We start from the raw sequence: 22972 nt of genomic DNA, 5'->3' as shown, positions 1-22972 counted from the left end.
GGCGAGCGCGGGGCCTTTGGCGTCATTGCGGGTTGGCGAGATACTCGATCACGTCGGCACGCTTCTGCTCGTCGGCGATGCCGGCGAAGGCCATCTTGGTGCCCGGCACCACGCGCTGCGGGTTCTCGAGATACTGGAACAGCTTCTCCTTGCTCCAGGTGATGCCGCTGTTCTTGTTGGCGGGCGTGTAGTTATAGCCTGCCACGGTGCCAGCCGCGCGGCCGACAATGCCGGCAAGCGAGGGGCCAATCTTGTTCACGCCGGCTTCGACGGCATGGCAGGTCTGGCACTGGAGGAATACCGTCTTACCGCTCGCCGGATCGCCGGTGAAGCTCGCGAAGGTCGCGCCGGTCAACGTGTCGGTATTGTCGGGGGCGGGCGCCGCGCCGCCTGCGGGTGCCGCAGGCGCTGCCGGAGCAGAGGTGTTCGTCGCCGCCGTCGTGGTGGTGGTGGTGGACTTTTTCTCGGCCTCACCGCCGCCGCCACAGGCGCTCAGCAGCAATGCGCTCGTCGTGACCCCCAAGGCTACCCAACCGCTACGCTTGATTGCTCGCTCGTCCATCCACCTGCTCCTACTATCTGCTTCTCCGACTTCGCACGCTACGCCTGTACTTCACCGCGCGACAACGCGGCACGCGGACGCTGGTGCCATCGAACGCGATGCGATGAAGATTGGCAAGGTTTTTCGTGCCGGGACATGGACCAAAGCAGGTGGTCAGCCGGTGACGATGCGACCGTCGCGAAGGCGGACGGGCCAGGCGGCGAGGCGCCCGCCCGCACACGGCCCGCCAATGCACGCGCCGTCCTCGACCGCGAAGATCGCGCCGTGCCAGCTACATGCGATGCGGCTGCCATCGGGCGTCAGATAGTCGTCGAGCGCCTGTGCGAGCGGCAGGCCCATATGCGGGCAGCGATCGACATAGCCGAACAGCGCATCGCCGCGCCGTACTACGAAGCCGTGGAAGCGGCCCGCGCGCATCTGCACGACGAAGTTGCGCGCGTTGCCATCGGCGATCAGGTCGAGCGGCCCGAGATCGACGCCGGCGGGGGTGGCATCGAGCCGCGCATCGCTCACTGCGGCAGGGCCGCCTTGGTGAAGCCGGCCCAGGCATCGTCATAGTCGAGCTGCATCGTCGGGCTTTCGATCGCCCAGCGCGTGGGGCGCACGACGTGGCGCGTCTCGAACATGAACGCCATCGTGCAGTCGATCTTGACGGGCTTGAGATCGGCGCTGCTCGCCTTGTCGAACGTCGCCTGGTCGGGGCCGTGGCCGTTCATCTGGTTGTGCAGCGATGCGCCGCCGGGTACGAAGCCGCCGCCTTCCTTGGCATCATAGGCGCCGTGGATGAGCCCCATGAACTCGCTCATCACGTTGCGGTGGAACCACGGTGGGCGGAACGTGTCCTCGGCGACCATCCAGCGTGGCGGGAAGATCACGAAGTCGCAATTGGCGGTGCCAGGCGTGTCGCTCGGCGCGGTTAGCACGGTGAAAATCGACGGGTCGGGATGGTCGAAGCTGACGGTGTTGATCGTGTTGAAGCGCGTGAGATCATAGCGCCACGGCGCCAAATTGCCGTGCCATGCCACCACGTCGAAGGGCGAGTGGTCGAGCATCGTCGTCCACAGCCCGCCCTGGAACTTCTGGATCACCTCGAACGGCGTGTCGCGATCCTCGAACCAGGCGTGCGGCGTTTCGAAGTCACGCGGATTGGCAAGGCCATTGGCGCCGATCGGCCCCAGATCGGGCAGCCGGAAGGGCGCGCCGTAATTCTCGCAGACATAGCCGCGCGCCGCGCCATCGGGCAGCGCCACGCGGAAGCGCACGCCACGCGGGATCAACGCAATCTGGAGCGGGGCCACTTCGATGCGCCCGAGTTCGGTGTCGATCGCGAGGCGTCCGTGCTGCGGCACTATCAGCAGCTCGCCATCGGCCGAGAAGAACGCGCGATCGTTCATGTCGGCAGTGGCGGCATAGCAGTGGATGCCGACGCCGCTCTGTGCCGCTACGTCGCCTGTGCCGCCATAGGTGACGAGACCGTCGACGAAATCGGTCGCTGTATCGGGCATCGGCAGCGGATCCCAGCGCAGCCGGTTGGGGCTGGGCGGAGTCTCGTCGAACGGCGCGGTGCGCAGGAGCGGCGTACCGGCATAGCGCGTGAAGGCGCCATGCTGCGCGGTGGGGCGCATCCGGTACAGCCACGACCGCCGGTTCTCGTGCCGCGGCGCGGTGAAGGCACTGCCCGAGAGCTGCTCGGCATAGAGGCCGAACGGCGCCCGTTGCGGGCTGTTGCGGCCGATGGGCAAGGCGCCGGTGACAGCCTCGGTCGCGATGTGGTTGCCGAAGCCGGGGGTGTAGTCGTGCATCTTCGGTTCTGCCCTGCGCTCTAGATTACACCCGCCGGGCGTCGGACCCGGCAGAGCCGTGCCCGAAGCCCGGCTTACCGTGCCGGCCGGTCGCGGCCCGACACTTTCGTGCCGGCGTCCGGCCGACGCTTATGCGTCCACCGTGACGACGCCGCGACGGATCTGGTCAAGCTCGATGCTCTCGTACAGCGCCTGGAAATTGCCCGCACCGAAGCCTTCGTTGCCCTTGCGCTGGATGATCTCGAAGAAGATGGGGCCGAACATGTTCTCGGTGAAGATCTGGAGCAGGATGCCCTCGTCGCCGGTGTCGCCGTCGATCAGGATGCGATTGGCCTTCAGCCGCTCTACATCCTCGCCGTGGCCGGGAATGCGCTTGTCGATCAACTCGTAATAGGTCTCGATCGTGTCCTGCAGCCGCACGCCGCGCGCGCGCAGCTTTTCGACCGTCGCGTAGATATCCTCGGTGGTGAAGGCGAGGTGCTGGATGCCCTCGCCCTTATACTCGCGGATATATTCCTCGATCTGGCTCTTGTCGTCCTGGCTTTCGTTGAGCGGGATGCGGATCGCCTTGTCGGGCGCGATCATCGCCTGGCTGAACAGACCGGTCGCCTTGCCCTTGATGTCGAAATATTTCTGTTCCTCGAACTGGAAGATGCGGCTGTAGAACTCGCTCCACACGCGCATCTGCCCGCGCCGGACATTGTGCGTGAGGTGATCGAGCAGGTCGAGGCCGACCGAGTTGGCGCGCTCGGCTTCCTCGGCGCCCTCAATCGCGATCCAGTCGGCATAGAGGTCGCCGGCATCGCCGTGGCGATCGACGAGATAGAGCATCGATCCGCCGATCCCCTCGAGCGCATAGCCCTCGCCCAGCGCGCCTTCGCCGGCATCGGCGGCCTTGGCGCCAAGCTCGAGCGCGGCATCGAACGCCGCCTTCGCATCGGCGACGCGGAACGCCATGCCCGAGGCCGAGGGGCCGTGATCGGCGCGGAACTGCGCGGCATGGCCGCTTTCCATCCGGTTGAGCAGCAGGTTGATGCGCTGCTGCTTGTAGCGCACCACGTCACGCGAGGGGTGCCGCGAGGCCGCGACAAAACCCATCTGCTCCATCAGCGCGGCCATGCGATCGGGATCGGGCGAGGTGAACTCGCAGAACTCGAACCCGTTCAGGCCCATCGGATTGACGTCGAGATGCTGCATGGCGTGGCTCCGCGAATGAACTGGTATCACATGATACCATTCGTGATGCGCGGTCGCAACCGGGTGCCTAGAACTGCTTGACGGCTTCGCTCCGCCGACCGCCCGCGCGTGCATTCAACCACGCGATCACCGGCCGTTCGAGAAGCCTGTAGATCGCGATGGAGACCAGCACGCACAGCAGGAGCGCGCTGCCGAAGAACAATGCCGGACTGCCAATTCCCAGCCGTTCCCAGACGATCGCGAGCAGGTTGAGCGTGAAGGGGTGAGATAGATAGAGCGCGTAGGAGGCATCGCCCGCCTCGACGAAGCCCCGCGCGACCGGCCCTGAGGATGGCCGGGCACTCAGCACGAAACCGGCGACGATGAAGGCCGCGGCGATGCCGGCGCCCACGAAGCGGCCGGCGCGCTGCACCAGCTGCACGTCGTTCGCCACGACGAGCATCGCAAAGCCCGCCGCGATCAACGCGATGGCCGCCCAGCGCGGCAACCGTATGCCCCGCAGATAGAAGTGCGCCAGCGCCATGCCGAGCAGAAATTCGAGGATGATCGACTTGCCCCAGAACCGCAGCACGAACCAGGATTCGGGCACGATCTGGCCGATCGCGAACAGGGCGATCAACGCGCCGACGACGATCGTCATGCCTTGCCGCCGCGAAAACAGCAGCCCGGTGGCGAAGATCGCGTAGAACAGCATCTCGTAATTGAGCGTCCAGCCCGAGCTGAGCACCGGCACCACGTTACCGTCGATCCGCGGCCATGGCACGAACAGGAACGACGAGACGATGTGCGCGCCATCGAGATTGGTGTTGTTCATGCGCCCGCCGAACAGCGTGATCGCACCGAGCATCGCGAACAGGAACAGCCAGTATAGCGGCACGATGCGAATGAGGCGGCGCGTGAGGAAGGTCCGCGCGAAACCCGGCTCGCCGAAGCGGTCGCGCCCCAGCAGATACATGATGAAGCCGCTGATGACGAAGAAGATGTCGACGCCGGAGGGGTAGTAGATCGGCGCGAAATCGATCAGCGCTCCTTGCGTGGCGATGCCCAGCGCCTTTGTCTCGTGCTGGAGGTGCCCCCACATGACGATGAATGCCGCGACGAAACGCGCGATCTGGAGGTCGGGCAGAAAGCCGGCTTTCGCCGCCCCTGTATCGCGCGGCTCATGCACGTCCCGGTACTCCAGCGATGCGCACGCCATCGTCGCTGTCGCGCACCACCGCCGCACCGGCCCCGACGACGCAGTCGGCGCCCAGCGTTCGCCCCGGGATGATCGCCGCGCCGACGCCGATCAGCGTGCGCGCGCCGATGCGGACGTTGCCGCACAGTCGCGCGCCGGGCGCCACGTGCACGCCATCGCCCAGCACGCAATCATGGTCGACCGATGCGCCGGTGTTGACGATCACGCCCGATCCCAGCCGCGCGTCGGCGTTGACGATCGCACCTGCGGCGAGAAAGCAGCCCGCGCCGATGACCGCGCTTGGCGAAACGATCGCGGCGGGGTGGATGACGCTGGCGATCTCCAGCCCCGCCTCGCGTGCCCATTCAATCGCCACAAGACGCGCGCGGTTGTCGCCGAGCGCGGGAACGAGCGCGCTCGCGCGCCGATCGAGCAAGGCGGCGCGCGTTCCGATGATCGGTGCGCCGAGCAGGTCGCCCCCGTCGTCGCCACGCCCATCATCGACGACGACGATCTCGGCATCGGCGACGGCCAGTCGCAGCGCTTCGAGCACCACCTTGGCATGGCCCCCGGCGCCGAGGATAGCAAAGCGCGTCATCGCCGCTCGCCGTTGCCGGTGAACGGCTGCATCGTCACCTCGGCCCCCGCATCGATATCGGCGCGGCGGACGACCTTCATCACTGTCATCCACAGGATGCGCAAGTCGAGCCACCATGATCGGTTGTCGACATACCAGACATCGAGCGCGAACTTGCGCTCCCAGTCGATCGCGTTGCGGCCGTTGACCTGCGCCCAGCCGGTGATGCCGGGGCGTACCTCGTGCCGGCGCGCCTGTTCGGGCGAATATAGCGGCAGATACTGCATCAGCAGCGGTCGCGGCCCCACGAGGCTCATGTCGCCGCGCACGACATTCCAGAGTGCCGGCAGCTCGTCGAGCGACGTTGCGCGCAGGAAACGGCCGAGCGGCGTCACGCGCGCGGTGGTGGCGTCGAGCGCGCCCGGCTCGGCGGCGACGCGCATGGTGCGGAACTTGAGGATGTCGAACGGGCGGCCGCGCAGGCCGGGCCGCTGCTGGCGGAACAGCACCGGGCGCCCGTCGCGCAGCGCGATCGCCAGCGCTACGGCGAGTAGCACGGGCGACAGCACCAGCAGCGCGCCGCCTGCCAGCACCAGATCGGTCAACCGCTTCACCTGATTGCCTCCAGCCGCATGATCCGCAGCATCTCGGCGTTGACGCGGCGCACGTCGTAGCGTTCGCGCGCATAGGCGAGGCTCGCTTCGCCCATCGCAGCGGCGCGACCCGGGGTATCGACGATCGAGAGCGCCGCATCGGCGATCGCCTGCGCCGAGCGTACGGGCACCAGATGACCGTTGCTGCCCTCGCGCACTATCTCGCGGCAGCCCGGGGCATCGGTCGTGACGATCGCGCGTCCCGTCGCCAGCGCCTCGAGCCCGGTACGCGGCGTCCCTTCGTACAGTGAGGGGAGGCAGAAGATCGATGCGGCGGCAAGTGCGGGGCGTACATCGTCGAGCCGCCCTAGATATTCGATATCGCCATCGGCGACCCAGCGGTCGAGATCCGCCTGCGCGATCGCCGACGGGTTGGCTGCGTCGATCCAGCCGGCGATGCGGAAGGCGACGTCGGGGCGCCGTGCGCGCACGATCCGTGCCGCTGCCGCGAACTCGGCCACGCCCTTGGCCGCCACCAGCCGGCCGACGAACAGCACGGCGGGCGAGGATGGCTGCGGCTGCGGGGTGAAATGATCGAGGTCGATGCCCGAGCCATCAACCACTTTTGCCCGCGCGTCCTGCGCGAGCAGCCCGGCGCGGCGGATCGTCTCGCGATCGTCGGGATTCTGGAAGATCACGGCATCGGCGCCGCGCAGTGCGGCACGCATCACCGGCGCGATGACGCGGCGCATCCAAAGCGCACGCGGGCTGTCGCTCTCGAACAGATAGCCGAGCCCGGTGAGCATCGGGAAGCGGTGCGGCACCCCTGCCAGCCGCGCGGCCAGCGTCGCATAGATCACCGGCTTGATCGTGTAGGGCAGCACATGGCTGGGCGCGACGCGCCGCATCAGCGCATGATAGCCCGCGATCGAGGCGAGGTCGGCAAGCGGGTTGCCGCCCGCCCGATCGAGCGCGGTTTCGTGTGCGGTGACGATGCTGGCAAGCGACGAGGCCGCGATGACCGCCTTCGCGTCGGGCGCTGCGACATGTACGTCGTGCCCCGCGTCGCGCAGTGCACCAATCAGCGGCGCGCGAAAATTGACGAGCGACGGCGCGTAGGACGCGACCAGCAGCACTCTCGCCATTCCGCCACCCCCCCCGGACCCGCAAGCGCGCGCCATAGCCGAGCTTGCCGGGCGCGACAATGCGACTGGCGCCGTACGATAGGCTGTTATAGACGAGCGCGGTACGCGGGACAGTCCCGACGCCGTACGTTTTGGGATATCCGACGCATGCGTCCATGCGAAGCCGACTGGATCCGTGACTCGCTGCTTGCGCTGGGGCCCGACAAGGCTTCGCCGCTGCTCAATCTGGGATCGTCGACGCGCCATTTCCGCGAGGTGTCGAAACCGCATATCGAGGCGCGGCTGCTCGCGCCGCTGCGCGCGGCAGGCTTTCGCATCGTGCATGCCGACATGAAGCAGGACGACGGTGTCGACCTGGTCGGCGATGTGCTCGACCCTGCCTATATCGCGCAATTGCAGGCGATGGGCTTCCGCTCGATCATCTGCTCGAACCTGCTCGAGCATGTGCGCGATCCGCAGGCGGTGGCGCGCGCGTGCGAGGCGATCGTCGGCGAGGCTGGGCATATCGTGGTGACGGTGCCGCACAGCTACCCCTATCATCCCGATCCGATCGACACGCTGTATCGCCCCGACCCGGTGGCGCTGGCACGCGATTTCCCCAATTCGCAGATCGTCGCCTCCACGATCCTCGCCGATGGCGGGCTGATTGCCGAGGAAGCGGGGAAGGGGGCCGCCAACCTCATCGCTTATCCGGTGCGTGCGGGCTGGCGCATCGTGAGCGGCCTGTGGCGCCCGCGGATCGCGCTGGCGCAACTGCATCGCCTCACCTGGCTGGTGCGCTCCTTCAAGGTGAGCTGCGCGACGCTGGTCGTGCGCGCCGCCAACTAATTCTCGGACGGACGATCGAATGGCGAAGAAGGACCAGGTTTTCATCACCTCGAGCGAGGAGGGAAAGGGTGCCTACGGCATCCTCGCCTCGACCGACGAGAACATCTATTTCCCGATGAGCATCACCGAGGCGCTGTGCCTCGAGGAATTCGACGAGGTCGAGGCGATCATGGTCCGGAACGACCGCGCCGAACCCGCCTGGCGCGCGATCCGCGCGCGGCGGCTCAACGACGACGACGGCTGAGCCGCGCGCGCTGTCGCCGGGCCTTCAGTGCGTCACGATCTTAACGCGCGTGCCGGGGGTAAGCCGCTCGTTAGCTGACAGGCCGTTCAGGGTAAGGAAGCGCTCGAGCTGGCGGTCGGGGAACGCCATGCGCGCCGCCAGCGTCTGCACCGTATCACGCGCGCCGACGGGCACCACGCGCACATAGCGTGCGCGCACTTCGCCGGCTTCGGCGGCGGTGATCGTGCGGAACGACTGGATCGTCGAGGCGAAGGGCGCCACGCCGCGGCCAGCGGGCGTGACGGTCACGAAATGATAGGCGCGGGTCGCCGAAGGTGTGAGCGCCACCACCGTCACATCGACGGGCGTATTGCCTGATGCCGCGCGGATCGTCGCCTGGGCGGCGGGAATGCCGTTTACCGTTGTCGACTGGAGCTGATAGGCAGGCAGCCGTGCGTTGGCGCCGGCAACGCTCTGGAGCACGCCGCGCACATAGGTTTCGCGATTGCCCGAATAGGGAAGCGTCGCGAACTGCGCCTGGCCGCCGCCGCCCACGATCGTCACCGCCTGCGGGCTGTTCGCCATCGTATAGCCCTGCGGCACGGTGAAGCCGATGCGCAGTGCAGGATGGACGAAACGCTGGCCGAGGATCGCGCCCTGCGCCGGGTCGTCGCCGTACAGCAGCCCGTCGACCGCGGCGAGATGTGCGTCGCGGCCGCGCGCGGTGCCAGTGGCGCGGATGCGCGTCGCCTCGCTACGCGCACGGGCGACGCGGGCGCCGGGTTCGGGATGCGTGCTCGCCCAGGCGGGCAACGCACGCGTCTGGCCGGCGATCGCCTGGCTCAGCTGGTTCTGCGCGGCGAGGCTTTCGAGCATGGTCGACAGGGCGACGGGATCATAGCCGGTGCGCGCGAGATAGCCGACGCCGAGCGTATCGGCCTCGGTCTCCTGTCCGCGCGAATAGCCGAGTGTCGCGAGTTGCGCGCCCGCGCCGATGCCACGGCTGAGCAACGAACCGAATCCCGAATTGCCCGCGACCGCGCCGACGATCGCCTGGCCGAGCGCGCCGAGCAGCGTGTTGCGCGTCGCGGTGTTCTGACGGCTGCGACTGTGCCGCGCCGCGACATGCGCGACCTCGTGGCCGAGCACCGCCGCCAGTTCGGCCTCGTCGTTCATCAGCGCTAGCAATCCGCGCGTCACATAGACATAGCCGCCCGGCGTTGCGAAGGCATTGTCGACGGGACTGTCGAGCACGGTGATGGTGAACGCGCCGGGCGTGGTCGCCAGCCCGGATTGCGTGGCAACGCGCTGGCCGACGCGCTTGACATAGGCAACCTGCGGGCCGTCGTAGACGCCGCCATATTCGCGCACGATTTCGGCATTGGCCTGCTGGCCCTGCGCGCGCTCCTGCGCGGTGATCGCCTGCACGCGCTGCGCCTGCGGAGCCTCGGCAGCGATCGGCGTCGCGGCCGCGAGTGCCGCGGCACTCGCCATCGCCATCATCTTCCAGCGCATCCGCATCCCCCTTTCACCGTGTCGTTACGGCAAAAGCACGAACGCGCCCGCGGGTTCCCGCGATCAGGCGGTGAAGCGTTTGGTGAAGCCCTTGGCGGGGCGTTCGTCGTCGGGATAGGCCTCGATATGGTCGACGCGCGCGAGCATCGGGCCGCCGCGACACAGATCGACGAAGCGGGCCAGCGCCTCGTCGTCGCCCGATGCGAGCATCTCGACGCGTCCGTCGCGCGTGTTGCGTACCCAGCCGGTGATCCCGCAGGTGCGCGCCTGCCGGACGACGAAGTCGCGATAGCCGACGCCCTGCACCTTGCCCGAGACGTGTATTCGCTGCGTCGTCATCACCTGCATCACCGTACCCGCTTCACGTACACACGGCCCCCTTCGCGCCGCTCGGACTGGAAATTGGGGACGGCGCCGATCAGATCGGACAGCCGCGCGAAGCCGTAGTTGCGCGTATCGAAGCTCGAACGGTTGCCCGCGCGCTGGCCGACATCGTTGAGGCTGGCGAAGCCGCGCTCGTCCCTCTTGCTCGCATTGTAGGCATCGATGAGCAACTTGACGACCTCGTCGCTCACCGCAGCAGAAGGCGCGTCCGTCGCAACCGCGCCCTGCTTGGTGGCGGTTTCGCTGTCGAGCAGCGCCTGCACGTCGATGAAACGGCTGCACGCCTCGCGAAATCCCTCGGGCGTGCGGCTGCTGCCGAAGCCGTAGACGGGCAGGCCTTCCTGGCGGATGCGCATCGCGAGCGGCATGAAATCGCTGTCCGACGACATCAGGCCAAAACCCGTCACGCGGCCGCGGAACAGCAGGTCCATCGCATCGATGGTCATGCGCATGTCGGTGGCGTTCTTGCCCTTGGTGATATCGAACTGCTGATAGGGCTCGATGCCATGCGTCAGCGTCGCGTCGGCCCAGCCCTTGAGCGCGGTCTTGCGCCAGTTGCCATAGACGCGGCGGATGTTGACGGTGCCGAGCTCGGCCAGCACGGTGAGCACCGGATCGAGCGTTGCGGGCGAGGCATTGTCGGCATCGATCAGCAGCGCGACATTGCCGGCGGGAAGCGGGGGAGGGCTGGCCATGCCGCTCCCCTTAGGATCAGGACCGACAGGCGGCAACGTTCGGGAGCGCCGTGGCAGGCAAACGGCGCCGGAATCGCACCGTCAAGCACCGCGTCGGCGCTGGAGGCCAGCGCTGACCCGAAGTCAGCGCGACGCCGACCCCGCTGCCTCGCGCTGCATCCCGAAGCGCTGTTCGAGGAAATCCGCCACGCGGCGATAGGCGTGAACGCGGTTGTTGACCTTGGTGATGCCGTGCCCTTCGTCGGGGAAGCGCAGATAGGTGACGGTGCCGCCGTTCGCGCGGATGCCCGCGACGAGCCGATCACTTTCGCTCACCGGATCGCGGGGGTCGTTGGCGCCGTGGAGGACCATCATCGGCGTCTTGATCCTCGCGACGTTGTTGATGGGCGACAGTTTGGCGAAGAATGCGCGCACCTTGGGATCGGAAATGTCGCCGAACTCGAGCTTGTCGGCGGCCTTGAGGCTGGGGCTGGCGCCTTCGAGCGCGGCCACCCAGTCGGACACGCCGACCGCCGACACGCCGCCCACGAACATGTCGGGATAGGTGCCGAGCGCCAGGTTGGTGAGATAGCCGCCATAGCTGCCGCCGCCCACCGCGATGCGGCTGCCGTCGACCTTGCCCGACTGGCGCAGCCACGCCACCGCATCGGCGAGATCGCCGACCTCGTTGACCTTGTTCTCGCGATCGTTGAGCGCGGCGAACGCCTTGCCCTGCCCGGTCGAGCCGCGATAGTTGAAATCGAGCACCGCGATGCCGCGCGCGACATAATATTGAATGTCGGGCGCGAACGCGGGCACCGCGTGCGCGCTGGGGCCGCCATGCACCTCGATGAACACCGGCGGCTTCGCACCGGCGGGCAGGTTGCGCGGCATGTAGAGCAGGCCGGTAAGCGGCGCGCCGTCGCGCGCCTTGAACGCCACCGGCTCGGGCGTGACCATCTGCGCGAGATCGAGGCCGGGCGTATCGGCCTTGAGAATGCGCACCGGCGGCGTCGAGGGGGCGGCGGGATCCCAGATATGCGTCTCGCCCGCCGTCTGCGGCGTATTGAGCGACAGCAGCATCTTCGATCCGCCGCCCTTCACCGCGCGCAGCCCGACGAGACCCGCCGGAAGCTCAGGCAGCGCGACGTCGCGGCCTGTTTGCAGGTCGCGCACGTGCAGACGGTTGAACCCCGTCTCGATCGTCGTCCACGCCAGATAGCGGCCATCGTCGCTCAGTTCGACGCCGGCGATGTCGAGCTTGGGATCGGCGAGTGTGCGAAGCTGGCCGCTCGCCAGATCGAAATAGGCAAGGCGATGCGTATCGCTCGCGCCGTTGTGCGCGAGATAGAAACCCTTGCCGTCGGGCGCCCATGTGACGCCGCTATGCTCGGCGGCTTCCTTGGGCACGAGCAGCGCGCGGCGTTCGCCCGTCGCGACGTTCAGCAGATGGAGGTTGTTGGCATCCGAACCGCGCACTTCGGACAATATCACCAGCTCGCCGCCCGGCTGCCATGCCAGGGGGTAGTAGCTGGTGCCGTTGGCCTCGAGCACGAGGCGCGGCGCACCGCCTGCGAGATCGGCGACCCAGATGTCGAAATCGGTGTTGTTGCGCTCGGTCGAGGCATAGAGGAAGCGCTTGCCGTCGCCCGACCAGTCGCCGAACTGGCGATAGGCCGGCGACTTGGCGATGACGGTGCGCTCGCCCATGCCGTCGGCGCCGATCCAGTACATGCCGACGCGCTCGTCGCCATCGGTATCGGCGCCGTAGAGGATGCCGCCATCGGGCGCGGGCCGCACCCACGCCACGCCCGAGCCGTAGCTGATCTGGTCGGCCTGCCCGCCGCCCGCCGGCATCACCCATATCTGCGGGCGGCCGGTCACGTCGCTGGTATAGGCCACGCGCTCACCGCCCGCGAGCGCCACGGCACCGCGCGGGCTGCGCACCAGCAGGTAGCGCGACACGTCGTCGGCGGCGGTGGCGCCGGGGGCGAGGCTGACGGCTTCGGCCTTCACCACATCTTCGGGGCGGTGCGTGGCGGCTTCCTGCGCCAGAGCCGAGGTGGCGAGCAGCAGCGCGGGCAGGGCGATGAGGCGCATGGAATATCCTTGGAAGCAACGGTTCGTCGCCAAGGCTAACCGCCCCGGCGCGCCAAGCAAGGGCTAACCCATGCGCACGATGCGCGTCGCCAGCCGTTCTGCCTCGGCGGCGTCATGCGTCACCATCAGGATGGGCAAACGCAGCCGGTCGCGGATATCCTCGATCGTGCGGGCGATCTCGTCGCGACGCGCGGCGTCGAGGAACGACAGCGGCTCGTCGAGCAGCAGGAAGCGCGGTGCTGCGAGCAGCGCGCGGCCGATCGCGACGCGGCGTGCCTCGCCGCCCGAAAGCGTGGCGGGCCAGCGCCGCAACAGCTGGCCGATGTCGAGCAAGGTCACCACCGCATCGAAATCGATCCAGCGTTCGGCGGGTGCGGCCAGCCGCTCGCCATAGCGCAGATTGGCCTCGACGCGGCGGTGCGGGAACAGGCGCGCGTCCTGGAATACATAGCCCGCGCGGCGGCGCTCGGGCGGCACGCTGGTGCGCGTGGTCGAGTCGAACAACGTCACGCCGTGCACGCGCACATGGCCCTCGTCGGGCGCGAGCAGACCGGCGACCATGTCGAGCACGCTCGTCTTGCCGATGCCCGAGGGGCCGAACAGCACCGTCACGCCGTCGCCGGCGGTGACGTGCGCGGCGATCAGGCGATCGCAGCGGCGCTTGGCGAGCGAGATGTCAAAGGACATGCGCGCTGCGCCCCATGCGCCGTGCCAGCGCTTCGGACACGACGAGCGCGACGAGCGACAGCGCGACCGAGATTGCCGCGAGCCGCAGCACCGCAGCCTCGCCGCCGGGCGTCTGCAACGCCGAATAGATCGCGATCGGCAGCGTGCGCGTCTCGCCGGGCACGTTCGACACGAAGGTGATCGTCGCGCCGAACTCGCCAAGCGCGCGCGCAAAGCCGAGCACCGTGCCGGCGAGCACGCCGGGTATCGCCAGCGGCAGCGTGACGGTGGCGAAGGCGCGCATCCGCGATGCGCCGAGCGTGCGCGCGGCGTCGACCAGCCGGCGGTCGACGCCCTCGATCGACAGGCGGATCGCGCGCACCATCAGCGGCAGCGCCATCACCGCCGCGGCGATCGCGGCACCCGTCCAGCGGAACAGCACGCTCACGCCCAGCCAGCGATCGAGCATAGCGCCGATCGGGCCATCGGGCGCGAAGGCGAGGAGCAGCAGCCAGCCGGTGACGACGGGCGGCACGACGAGCGGCAAATGGATCAGCGCGTCGAGTAGCACGCGACCCGGAAAGCGCCGCCGCGCGAGCAGCCACGCAAGCGCGAAGGCGAGCGGTAGCACCGCCGCCACCGCCACGCCGCCTACAAGCAGCGACAGCCGGACGATCGCCCATTCCTCCCCCGACAGCATCAGGGCACGGCGAAGCCGTGGCGCCGCAGGATCGCGCGGCCGGCGGGCGACAGCAGGAAGCAGCGGAAGCCTTCGGCCTCCGGATTGCGCGAGGCGGCGATACGCGCGACGGGATAGCGGATCGGCGGGTGGCTCGCGGGCGGGAAGCGACCGACGACACGTACGCGGCGCGATGCCTGCGCATCGGTTGCATAGACGATGCCGAGCGGCGCGGCGCCGCGCTCGACCAGCGCCAGCGCGGCGCGGACATTCTCGGCGGCGGCGATCCGGTCCGCCAGCGCCGGCCATGCGCCCAGCCGTTGCAGTGCGGCCCGGCCATAGCGGCCGGCGGGAACCGATGCAGGATCGGCCATCGCCAGCCGGCCGTCCCCGAGCGCGGCCACGATGTCGCGAGCGCGCCGCAGCGCGCCAAGCCGCGTCGCACGCGGCGCGATCACGACGAGGCGGTTGCCCGCCAGTGTCGCGCGGCTGCCGGGCGCAAGCAGGCGGCGCGCCTCGACGGCATCCATCCACGCCTCGTCGGCCGAGACGAACAGATCGGCGGGCGCGCCGGCAACGATCTGGCGCGCGAGCGCCGAGCTTGCGGCGAACGACAGGACCGGCCGCGCCTTGCCGCGCGCGGCATAGGCACCGGCCGCGTCCTCAAGCGCTTCCTGCATGCTGGCGGCGGCGAGCACCAGCGGCGGGCGCTGTGCGGCAGCCGGCGCCGCTGCCAGTACCAGCAGGAAGAACAGGAACAGCCGCCGCATCATGCGCCCGTTTGGCGCGCGCGGCGCGCGCAATGCAAGCCGCGATTCATTGACAGTGATGTCAGCAACGCGCATCATGCAGTATGCATCAGCACCGCCTCACGATCGCGCCCGGCGACATCGATCACATGGGCCATGTGAACAATGCGGTGTATCTGTCGTGGGTGCAGGAAGCCGTCGTCGCCTATTGGGAAAAGGTGGCGCCTGCCGAGGCGGTTGCCCGCCATCTTTGGGTCGCGCTGAAGCACGAGATCACCTATCGCCGCCCCGCCTTTCTCGACGATACCGTCATCGCCACCGTCGTGGCCGAGCGGGTGGAAGGTGCGCGCGCCTTCTTCACCACGATGATCCGGCGCGGCGAGGAAGTGCTGGCCGAGGTCGAGAGCAGCTGGTGCGCGCTCGATTCGGACACGCGCCGCCCCGTGCGCGTGGCGCGCGATATCGTGCGCCGCTTCCTGCCGGGCTGAGCTTCGGCGATTTCCCCGCCGCGCATTTCACGCTAGAGCCGCGCGCCATGAACCGTCCCGCGCTTTCGGTCGTCATTCCCTGCTACAACGAGGCCGCCTGTCTCGAGGCGCTGCATGCCCGTGTTTCGGCGGCGGCGCGCGGATGCGTGGGCGACGATCACGAGATCGTGCTGGTGAACGACGGGTCGAAGGACGAAAGCTGGCAGGTAATGCAGCGCCTGTCGGCGGCCGATCCGCGCGTCGTTGCGATCAATCTCTCGCGCAACCACGGGCACCAGCTGGCGCTGACCGCCGGGCTCGATCTGTGCAGCGGACGCCAGATCCTCATCATCGACGCCGACCTGCAAGACCCGCCCGAGCTGCTGGGCGAGATGCGCGCGACGATGGCGCGCGAGAATGCCGATGTCGTCTATGCCGTGCGCCGTCGCCGCGAGGGCGAGACCTTCTTCAAGAAGCTGACGGCAGCGGCATTCTACCGCGTGCTCGACCGCGTGACCGACACGCCGATCCCGCTCGATACCGGCGATTTCCGGCTGATGAGCCGGCGCGCGCTCGACGCCTTCCTGTCGCTGCCCGAACAGGCGCGCTTCATTCGCGGCATGGTGGCGTGGGTGGGGTTCCGGCAGGTGCCGTTCCTGTACGATCGCGCCGAGCGCCATGCCGGCGAGACCAAATACCCGCTTTCGAAGATGCTGCGCTTCGCCTTCGATGCCGTAACCGGTTTCTCCACCGCGCCGCTGCGCTTCGCCAGCCATATCGGGCTTGCGCTGTTCTTCCTGTCGTTCCTGCTGCTGATCTACATCGCGATCGGCTTCTTCACCGGCACCGCGGTGCAGGGCTGGACTTCGACGATGTTGGTCACGGTGTTCCTGGGCGCGGTGCAGATGTTCGTGCTGGGGATGATCGGCGAATATCTGGGGCGGCTCTACGTCGAATCGAAGCGGCGGCCGCTCTATCTGGTCGCCGACGTCGCGGGGCCGGTGCAGGGCACCGCGACGCTCGGCTATCGCGCCGGCGATGGCCAGATGGGCGAGGTGGCGCCGGCACCGACGACCGACTGACTTTCGCGCGCGCGCGCGATGGGCTAGCGCGCGGCGATGCTACCCGTGATCTACGGCCTGTCGGGCCTGACGCTTACCGACGACGAGCGCGCCTTCTTCCGCGACGCCGATCCGCTCGGCTACATCCTGTTCGGCCGCAATGTGGGCGACCGCGCGCAGCTGCGCGCGCTGACCGACGATCTGCGCAGCCTTTCGAGCCGCGACGACCTGCCGATCCTGATCGACCAGGAAGGCGGCCGTGTCGCGCGGATGCGTCCGCCCGTCTGGCCCGATTTCCCCGCCGGCCCCGCCTTCGCGCGGCTATACGAGAAAGCGCCGATCTCGGCGATCGAGGCGGCGCGCGTCAATGCGCAGGCGATCGGCCTGACGCTGGCCGAGGTCGGCATCACCGTCGACTGCCTGCCGCTGCTCGACGTGGTGGTGGCCGAGACGACGCCCGCGATCGCCGAGCGTGCCTATGGCAGCGATCCGATGCAGGTGGCGGCGATCGGTCGCGCGGTGCTCGACGGGCTGGCGGCGGCGGGCGTGATCGGTGTCGTCAAGCACATGCCGGGGCACGGGCGCGCGCTCGTCGACAGCCATCACGAACTGCCGCGCGTCGCTGCCGATGCCACCGCGCTCGAGGCCGATATCGCGCCGTTCGCGGCACTGGCGCACGCGCCGATGGGCATGACCTGCCATGTGGTGTTCGAGGCGTGGGATGCCGAGCGCCCGGCGACGCTTTCGCCGACGGTCATCGGCGACGTGATCCGGGAGCGCATCGGGTTCGACGGGCTGCTGATGACCGACGATATCGACATGAAGGCACTGTCGGGGAGTGCCGGCGACAAGGCGGCGGCGGCGCTGGCGGCGGGCTGCGACGTGGCGCTCGACTGCTGGGCGCGCATGGACGAGATGACCGACATTGCCGGCAAGGTGGCGCCGCTCGGCGCCGAAGGCCGCACGCGGCTCGACCGGGCGATGGCGTCGCGCACGGCGCCCGAGGGCGACCTGGCCGAGTGCATCGCCAAGCGCGACGCGCTGCTGGCGCTCGCCTGACGCCAAAAGGGCGGCGGAATCGCTTCCGCCGCCCTCTCGATGTGCATGGCTACAAGGTTACTGCGTCGGCGTGGCGCCGCCCATTTCGGCGGTGATTGCCGTCTGCACCTTTGCCTGCAGCGCCGGATCGCTTTGCGTCGCGCGGCCGATCTCGTTGAAGCGCGCGGGGTCGAGCCCGGCTTCCTGCACCTTGGCGGCCATCTGCGTCTGCTTCTGCTCGGGCGTGATCGCGGCGTCCTTCTGCACCGCGTCGATCGCGACCATCGCCTTGGCGAACTTGCCGACATCGGCATCGCTCACCGTCGTGGCGGTTGCGGTTGCGGTGGTGCCTGCGGGCGGCGTGGCGGCCGGCGGCGTCATCGGTGCCGTCTGCGGCGGCGTGCCCGAGGTTCCGGGCGTTGCGCCGCTCGGCATCGTGCCCGGCGTGGTCTGCGCGAGCGCCGGCACGGCGAGGCCGAGGGCAGTCGTCAAAATCAGCGTGCGACCGATCGAAATCATGATTTTCTCCTTTTGATTTCGGGTGTTTCGGTGCGCGAGGTCATGGTTTCGGTCGCGCAACGCAAGCTCGAAGCGGTTCGGCCGTGCGCCAGCCGGGACGGGCGGCACGGTGCGAGGCCGCTTCGCAGCCCGGCGAAGCTCTGGCATGATCTGGCCATGTCCATTTCATCCCAGCCTGCCGATAACGACGCGAGCGGCATGCTGACGCTGGCGATCGATGGCTGGGAAGGGCCGCTCGACCTGCTGCTGGCGCTGGCGCGGACTCAGAAGGTCGATCTGCGCGCGATCTCGATCCTCGAACTCGTCGACCAGTATCTGGCGTTCATCGAGGGCGCGCGCGCGCTGCGGCTCGAAGTCGCCGCAGATCATCTGGTGATGGCGTCGTGGCTCGCCTATCTCAAATCTGCGCTGCTGCTGCCGCGCGATCCCGGCGAGACGCCCAATCCCGAGGAACTGGCGCTGCGCCTGACGCTCCGGCTCGAGCGGCTGGCGGCGATGCGCGAGGCGGGCGCGCGGCTGATGGCGCGCGACCGGCTGGGTCGCGACGTGTTCGCACGCGGCGCGCCCGAGGGTCTGCGCACGATCCGCCACCTACGCCCCGAGGCCGACTTGTTCGACCTGATCGCCGCCTATGGCCGCGTAAGCGCGCGCACGCGCCCGGCGCTGCATGTCGTCGCGCGCCGCCCGGTGATGACGCTCGATACCGCGCTCGCCCGGCTGGCGGCGATGCTGGGTGGTGAGGTCGCCTGGACTCGGATCGAGGCCTTCCTGCCCGAGGGCGATGCGCCTTGGCGGCGATCGGCACTGGCATCGAGTTTCGTAGCCGCGCTCGAGCTTGCGCGCCAGCGGCGCATCGAGCTCGATCAGGAACATGCTTTCGCGCCGCTCATGCTGCGTGGCGCAAGGGCATGAGCGAGCGCGACCCGTTGCTGCGCGCGGTCGAGGCGGTGCTTTTCGCGTCCGAATCGCCGATGACGCCCGCCGCCATTGCCGCGCATCTGGGCGGCAGCGAGGGCATCGCGCAGGCGCTTGGTACGCTGGCGCACGAATATGCCGGCCGCGGCATCGTGCTCGTCGAGCGCGGCGGGCGCTGGCATTTCGAGACTGCGGGCGATCTTGCGCATCTGCTCCGGCGCGACCGCGACGAGCATCGCAAGCTCAGCCGTGCGGGTATCGAGACGCTGGCGATCATCGCCTATCACGAGCCCGTCACGCGTGCCGAAATCGAGGCGATCCGCGGCGTGCAGATATCGAAGGGCACGCTCGACGTGTTGATGGAAGCGGGCTGGGTACGCCCCGCCGGCCGTCGCGAATCGCCCGGCCGTCCGCTCCTGTTCGCGACGACGCTGGCGTTCCTCGACCATTTCGGCCTGGCCAGCCGCCGCGACCTGCCCGGCATCGACGATCTCAGGGCAGCGGGGCTGCTGGATCCCGTCGACACCGCCATGTTGCAGGGCGAGGTGGAAAGTGCCGGCGAAGACGACTAGATAGGGGCGGTATTCGGGAGATTGACCATGGGTTCCTTCAGCCTCGTGCACTGGCTGGTGTTCGGCATCATCGCCATCGTCCTGCTGGGCGGCGGCCGTTTCTCGAACATGATGGGCGACGTCGCCAAGGGCATCAAGAATTTCAAGAAGGGCATGTCGGAGGACGAAGACCAGGCGCCGCCATCGCGCATCGAGGCGCAGCGCGCCGCCGAGCCCGCGTTCAAGCACGAGGCCGAGCGCACGCGCGAGGAGCGCTGAACGCTCACGGCTGATCCGCCGGCGGCACGATTTGCGTTGAGCCGGCGACGGCGCGTAGGCATTGGAGCGCCATGCTCGACTTCAACATGACCGAGATGCTGGTGGTGGCGGTAGTCGCGCTGCTGGTGATCGGCCCAAAGGATCTTCCGCGCGCGATGCGGATGGTCGGCCAGTGGGTCGGCAAGGCGCGCGGCGTGGCGCGCCAGTTCCGTTCGGGCTTCGACGCGATGGTGCGCGAGGCAGAGCTGAGCGAGATGGAAACGAAATGGGCCGAGGAGAATGCGCGGATCATGCGCGAGCATCCGCCCGAGCCCGCCGCGACTGCGCTGCCCGCACCGCACACTTCGGCAGATGATGGCGAGCCCGCCACATCGAATGGCCCGAGCGCGGAAGTGAGCCAGCCCGAAATCCGCAGCGACGCGAGCGCTCCTGCCATGCCACCGGCCGGCGCTGCCGACCGCAAGGACGTGCCGTGAACGATATCGACGAATCGCAGGCGCCGCTGCTCGATCACCTGATCGAGTTGCGTCGCCGCCTGCTGTTCTGCGTCATCACGATCGTGCTCGCGTTCGTTGGCTGCTACTTCATCGTCGAGCCGATCTTCACGATCCTCGTGCGGCCGCTGGTCGAGGCGGGGCAGGATCGCATCATCTTCACGCAGATCTTCGAAGCGTTCTTCGTCCAGATCAAGGTGGCGTTCTTCGCCGCGCTGATGATCTCGTTCCCCGTGCTCGCCAACCAGCTCTGGCAGTTCGTGGCGCCGGGGCTGTACCGCAAGGAAAAGCGCGCGCTGCTGCCGTTCCTGCTCGCCACGCCGCTGCTATTCGCGGCGGGCGCCTCGCTCGCCTATTTCGTGACGATCCCCGTGGCACTGCACTTCCTGCTCGGGTTCGAGGGCAATTTCGGCGGCATCCGTCAGGAAGCGCTGCCCTCGGTCGCCAACTATCTTTCGTTCGTGATGCAGTTCCTGTTCGCGTTCGGCATCTCGTTCCTGCTGCCGGTGCTGCTGATGCTCGTCGAGCGCGCCGGCATCGTCACGCGCAAGCAGCTGATCGGCGCGCGACGCTACGCGATCGTCGCGGCATTCGGTATCGCCGCGGTGCTGACGCCGCCCGATGTCGGCTCGCAGTTCCTGCTCGCGATCCCGCTGATCCTGCTGTACGAGCTGGCGCTGGTCGGAATCTGGTTTTCGGAGCGCTCGCGCCGGAAGGCTGCGGCAAGCGAGGACGCCGCTCCCGCCGAATGAGCGGATGCGAAAAGGGCCGCGGTTCGCACCGCGGCCCTCTTGCTTCGATCACGGGATCGGCGCTGCTCAGTCCGCAGCGTCCTCGACCGCGGCGCCTGCCGACTGCACGTCGCGGCCCACGCCTTCGACGGTATTGCATGCGCTGACCAGCAGAGCGGTCGCTACCATCGCCAGTCCGAACATCTTGCGCATTGGTGATCTCCCAAAAAACGGCTTGCCGCGATTGAATGCTCGCGCTGCGATTTCGTTCCGCCTTAGCAACCGAATGCTCGGCGCTGCGAAACCCGGCGGCTCGATCAACGATGTGGGGAAAATTGTAGGCCCGGAAGCGCCACCGGGGGGGGAGGGGAAGCGCTTCCGGGCCCATGTCTTGGATGGCGAGAGCGGGGGGGCAAAAGGTCGCCATCCGAAGAGCAGAACGCCGATCAAATCGCCGGGTTCCGCGCCAATTCAAAAAATCAGGCGATGCCCGTTATGGGTATCGCGATCTCGTATGCGCCGACCAGCGGATCGTGATGCAGCGTCGATCGCAGCTGGCGGGCAAGGCCCGACATCACACGCCCGTAGCGACGTTCGATCAGTGCTTCGAGCTCGGGATCGGCAATCAGCGCGGGCGAGCTGACGCGCAATATTGCCTGCCGCTCGCTCTCCGCGGCCTGAAGCGTCATGCGTATCGCCGCCAGCGGATTGTGCTGGATCGCCAGCTCGGCGATCTCGGTCAACAGAAACGCGACCGCGACCGCCGTGTCCTGCGACACCAGATAGGGCTCGACCTCGATCACCACGCTGATGCGCGCGGCGGCCGCGGGCGCGGTGGCGCGCAGGTTCGAGGCAAGCTCGCCGATCACCGGGCGCAGCTCGACGCCGCGATTTTCCTCAAGCTCGGCGAAATGATAGCGATGCACCACTGCCAGCGCATCGACGCGCCGCTGGATCGAGGCATAGGCGGCGCTCGCATCGGCGGACTCGGCGCCGCGTGCATGAAAGTTGATGAGACTGGCGATCACCTGCAGGTTGTTCTTCACGCGATGGTGCACTTCGCGCGTCAGCTTCGTCTGGCGTACGAGTCCCTCGGCGAGTTCGGCCTCGTGCAGTCGCACGACGCGCGCGATGTCGCCGAAGGTATCGCCCAGATGCTGGATTTCCTGCGCGGGGACCGAGCCGTAATTGATGCGCTTCAGCTCTTCGCCCGGTCGATAGGCACCCACCGCCGTGCGCAGGCGGCGCAGCGGCCGGATCAGCAGCCGGTCGACGACGAACCAGGCGATGCCGGCAGCGGCGGCCCACATCAGCAGCGGCAGTAGCATCGACAGCAACACCGGCGACGTGATCGGCGCGCTGCGCATCGTCATCGCCAGACGCAGCCCGGCGATGCCGATCGGGCGCTCGGTCTGCTCGCTACGACGCAGCAACCCGGTATCGAGTGTGGTGAGCGGCAGCGTCTCGTCGCCCAGCAACAGCGCGACGGCGTTTTCGGGCGCGAAGCTGCTCGGGCGGCTGACGGTGGCAAGAAAGGGCGCCGGCATTATCGCGGTCGCCTCGACCGTGCCGTCGCGCGAAGCAATGGTCAGTACCAGCGCGTCGGGCGTGAGCAGCGCGCCAGGCGAAGTTGCGGCAAGCGCGACACTGGCCGGAAGGGGGCCGCCACACAGCAGCGCGCCGCCATTATCGGTGATCGCGAAGCGGACGCCGCCGGCGCGCTGCTGTGCGAACAGACCCTGTAGCCGGGCACAGGCGGTGACATCGTCACGGTCGAGCGCGAGCGCGTCGGCGGCGCTTCGCAGCGACGTCATGTTGCCGACGAGCTCGATCGCGAGTGCGCGCGCGCTTTCGGTCGCGGCAAGCCGAAGCTGGCTGCGCACTTCGATCTCGGCAGTGCGCGTGGTCTGCAACGACGCAAAAAGCGCGATCAGCGCCAGCGGCAGCAGCGCGGCGCTGAGAATGAGAAATACGCGCGCACCCGTCGGGAAGCGCGAGCGTGCGACTAAGCCGTCGACCGACGGACCCCCGGCGGGGCTGCTCAAC

Annotated in this window: 28 protein-coding genes; 10 read left to right on the top strand and 18 right to left on the bottom strand. The window is 68.3% G+C overall.

The features are described 5' to 3' along the window. Window positions 1-22 precede the first annotated feature (22 nt). The 8 genes from FBR43_RS12015 to FBR43_RS11985 all read right to left on the bottom strand — a co-directional run bounded on the left by FBR43_RS12015 (window position 23) and on the right by FBR43_RS11985 (window position 7053). Window positions 23-562: a c-type cytochrome gene (locus FBR43_RS12015; protein ID WP_136943343.1), complete on the bottom strand. Its 540-nt coding sequence runs from the start codon at window positions 560-562 to the stop codon at window positions 23-25. A 153-nt stretch (window positions 563-715) separates the two neighbouring features. After that, window positions 716-1075, bottom strand: coding sequence for a Rieske (2Fe-2S) protein (locus tag FBR43_RS12010; protein ID WP_136943342.1), 360 nt, complete (start codon window positions 1073-1075; stop codon window positions 716-718). Then, on the bottom strand, window positions 1072-2364 hold the full coding sequence (gene hmgA / locus FBR43_RS12005; RefSeq protein WP_136943341.1) for a homogentisate 1,2-dioxygenase: 1293 nt from the start codon (window positions 2362-2364) through the stop codon (window positions 1072-1074). Before hmgA ends, FBR43_RS12010 begins: the two co-directional genes overlap by 4 nt. A gap of 129 nt (window positions 2365-2493) precedes the next feature. Continuing rightward, window positions 2494-3561 (bottom strand): 4-hydroxyphenylpyruvate dioxygenase, encoded by a 1068-nt coding sequence (gene hppD / locus FBR43_RS12000; protein ID WP_136943340.1) that lies wholly within the window; start codon window positions 3559-3561, stop codon window positions 2494-2496. Window positions 3562-3628: 67 nt separating this feature from the next. Next, the gene (locus tag FBR43_RS11995; protein WP_169542595.1) at window positions 3629-4729 is read right to left on the bottom strand and encodes an acyltransferase family protein; all 1101 of its coding nucleotides are present in this window, start codon (window positions 4727-4729) and stop codon (window positions 3629-3631) included. Continuing rightward, window positions 4722-5336 (bottom strand): acetyltransferase, encoded by a 615-nt coding sequence (locus tag FBR43_RS16205; RefSeq protein ID WP_169542594.1) that lies wholly within the window; start codon window positions 5334-5336, stop codon window positions 4722-4724. Before FBR43_RS16205 ends, FBR43_RS11995 begins: the two co-directional genes overlap by 8 nt. Further along, a complete protein-coding gene (locus tag FBR43_RS16200) occupies window positions 5333-5929 on the bottom strand; it encodes a sugar transferase (RefSeq protein WP_169542593.1) in 597 nt (198 codons plus the stop codon). Before FBR43_RS16200 ends, FBR43_RS16205 begins: the two co-directional genes overlap by 4 nt. Next, complete coding sequence (locus FBR43_RS11985; RefSeq protein WP_136943337.1) at window positions 5926-7053, bottom strand: glycosyltransferase family 4 protein; 1128 nt, start codon at window positions 7051-7053, stop codon at window positions 5926-5928. Before FBR43_RS11985 ends, FBR43_RS16200 begins: the two co-directional genes overlap by 4 nt. Before the next feature lie 147 nt (window positions 7054-7200). Between FBR43_RS11985 and FBR43_RS11980 the strand changes: the two genes are divergently transcribed. Together FBR43_RS11980 and FBR43_RS11975 are read left to right on the top strand one after the other, a co-directional pair. Next, a complete protein-coding gene (locus tag FBR43_RS11980) occupies window positions 7201-7881 on the top strand; it encodes a methyltransferase domain-containing protein (protein WP_136943336.1) in 681 nt (226 codons plus the stop codon). Window positions 7882-7900: 19 nt separating this feature from the next. Continuing rightward, on the top strand, window positions 7901-8125 hold the full coding sequence (locus FBR43_RS11975) for a hypothetical protein (protein ID WP_136943335.1): 225 nt from the start codon (window positions 7901-7903) through the stop codon (window positions 8123-8125). Between the two features lie 24 nt (window positions 8126-8149). Here FBR43_RS11975 and FBR43_RS11970 read toward each other — a convergent pair whose 3' ends face one another. The 7 genes from FBR43_RS11970 to modA form a co-directional block, all read right to left on the bottom strand. Beyond that, on the bottom strand, window positions 8150-9619 hold the full coding sequence (locus tag FBR43_RS11970) for a M48 family metalloprotease (protein WP_249276568.1): 1470 nt from the start codon (window positions 9617-9619) through the stop codon (window positions 8150-8152). Between the two features lie 63 nt (window positions 9620-9682). After that, a complete protein-coding gene (locus tag FBR43_RS11965; RefSeq protein WP_136943333.1) occupies window positions 9683-9958 on the bottom strand; it encodes an acylphosphatase in 276 nt (91 codons plus the stop codon). 8 nt (window positions 9959-9966) lie between these two features. Then, window positions 9967-10698 carry an NYN domain-containing protein gene (locus FBR43_RS11960; RefSeq protein WP_136943332.1) on the bottom strand — a complete coding sequence of 244 codons (732 nt, stop codon included), beginning with the start codon at window positions 10696-10698 and terminating at the stop codon, window positions 9967-9969. Window positions 10699-10821: 123 nt separating this feature from the next. Next, complete coding sequence (locus FBR43_RS11955; protein ID WP_136943331.1) at window positions 10822-12777, bottom strand: S9 family peptidase; 1956 nt, start codon at window positions 12775-12777, stop codon at window positions 10822-10824. A 63-nt stretch (window positions 12778-12840) separates the two neighbouring features. Beyond that, complete coding sequence (locus FBR43_RS11950; RefSeq protein WP_136943330.1) at window positions 12841-13464, bottom strand: ATP-binding cassette domain-containing protein; 624 nt, start codon at window positions 13462-13464, stop codon at window positions 12841-12843. Then, window positions 13454-14143 carry a molybdate ABC transporter permease subunit gene (modB, locus tag FBR43_RS11945; RefSeq protein WP_136943329.1) on the bottom strand — a complete coding sequence of 230 codons (690 nt, stop codon included), beginning with the start codon at window positions 14141-14143 and terminating at the stop codon, window positions 13454-13456. Before modB ends, FBR43_RS11950 begins: the two co-directional genes overlap by 11 nt. After that, a complete protein-coding gene (modA, locus tag FBR43_RS11940; RefSeq protein ID WP_249276567.1) occupies window positions 14143-14895 on the bottom strand; it encodes a molybdate ABC transporter substrate-binding protein in 753 nt (250 codons plus the stop codon). The genes modB and modA overlap by 1 nt, the downstream gene beginning before the upstream one ends. A gap of 80 nt (window positions 14896-14975) precedes the next feature. Between modA and FBR43_RS11935 the strand changes: the two genes are divergently transcribed. From FBR43_RS11935 to FBR43_RS11925, 3 genes are read left to right on the top strand one after another with little or no spacing between them, the layout of a single operon-like run. After that, window positions 14976-15359, top strand: a complete 384-nt coding sequence (locus tag FBR43_RS11935; RefSeq protein ID WP_136943328.1) for an acyl-CoA thioesterase — start codon at window positions 14976-14978, stop codon at window positions 15357-15359. 47 nt (window positions 15360-15406) lie between these two features. Next, the gene (locus FBR43_RS11930) at window positions 15407-16420 is read left to right on the top strand and encodes a glycosyltransferase family 2 protein (protein WP_136943327.1); all 1014 of its coding nucleotides are present in this window, start codon (window positions 15407-15409) and stop codon (window positions 16418-16420) included. Between the two features lie 36 nt (window positions 16421-16456). Beyond that, window positions 16457-17458, top strand: coding sequence for a glycoside hydrolase family 3 N-terminal domain-containing protein (locus FBR43_RS11925; protein ID WP_136943326.1), 1002 nt, complete (start codon window positions 16457-16459; stop codon window positions 17456-17458). Window positions 17459-17515: 57 nt separating this feature from the next. Here FBR43_RS11925 and FBR43_RS11920 read toward each other — a convergent pair whose 3' ends face one another. Continuing rightward, entirely contained in the window at window positions 17516-17956 is a 441-nt protein-coding gene (locus tag FBR43_RS11920; protein WP_169542592.1) for a DUF4168 domain-containing protein, read from the bottom strand. A gap of 156 nt (window positions 17957-18112) precedes the next feature. On the opposite strand from FBR43_RS11920, the gene FBR43_RS11915 reads away from it, so the two are divergent. The 5 genes from FBR43_RS11915 (at window position 18113) to tatC (ending at window position 20947) form a co-directional block, all read left to right on the top strand. Then, window positions 18113-18868, top strand: a complete 756-nt coding sequence (locus FBR43_RS11915; RefSeq protein WP_136943324.1) for a segregation and condensation protein A — start codon at window positions 18113-18115, stop codon at window positions 18866-18868. After that, complete coding sequence (scpB, locus tag FBR43_RS11910; protein ID WP_136943323.1) at window positions 18865-19443, top strand: SMC-Scp complex subunit ScpB; 579 nt, start codon at window positions 18865-18867, stop codon at window positions 19441-19443. The genes FBR43_RS11915 and scpB overlap by 4 nt, the downstream gene beginning before the upstream one ends. A gap of 27 nt (window positions 19444-19470) precedes the next feature. Beyond that, window positions 19471-19701, top strand: a complete 231-nt coding sequence (locus FBR43_RS11905; RefSeq protein WP_136943322.1) for a twin-arginine translocase TatA/TatE family subunit — start codon at window positions 19471-19473, stop codon at window positions 19699-19701. 71 nt (window positions 19702-19772) lie between these two features. Then, window positions 19773-20177 carry a Sec-independent protein translocase protein TatB gene (gene tatB / locus FBR43_RS11900; RefSeq protein WP_136943321.1) on the top strand — a complete coding sequence of 135 codons (405 nt, stop codon included), beginning with the start codon at window positions 19773-19775 and terminating at the stop codon, window positions 20175-20177. Next, a complete protein-coding gene (tatC, locus tag FBR43_RS11895) occupies window positions 20174-20947 on the top strand; it encodes a twin-arginine translocase subunit TatC (protein WP_136943320.1) in 774 nt (257 codons plus the stop codon). The genes tatB and tatC overlap by 4 nt, the downstream gene beginning before the upstream one ends. Before the next feature lie 66 nt (window positions 20948-21013). Here the strand turns inward: tatC and FBR43_RS11890 are convergent, their stop codons facing one another. Both FBR43_RS11890 and FBR43_RS11885 read right to left on the bottom strand, forming a co-directional pair. Next, complete coding sequence (locus tag FBR43_RS11890) at window positions 21014-21139, bottom strand: entericidin A/B family lipoprotein (protein WP_136943319.1); 126 nt, start codon at window positions 21137-21139, stop codon at window positions 21014-21016. A 266-nt stretch (window positions 21140-21405) separates the two neighbouring features. Further along, a complete protein-coding gene (locus tag FBR43_RS11885) occupies window positions 21406-22971 on the bottom strand; it encodes a sensor histidine kinase (RefSeq protein WP_249276566.1) in 1566 nt (521 codons plus the stop codon). Window position 22972: the final 1 nt, after the last annotated feature.

The organism is Sphingomonas baiyangensis (assembly GCF_005144715.1).
Taxonomy (GTDB): Bacteria; Pseudomonadota; Alphaproteobacteria; order Sphingomonadales; family Sphingomonadaceae; genus Sphingomonas; species Sphingomonas baiyangensis.
The sequence above is the reverse complement of the archived record's forward strand: the minus strand, read 5'-3'. Positions and strand labels throughout refer to the sequence as shown.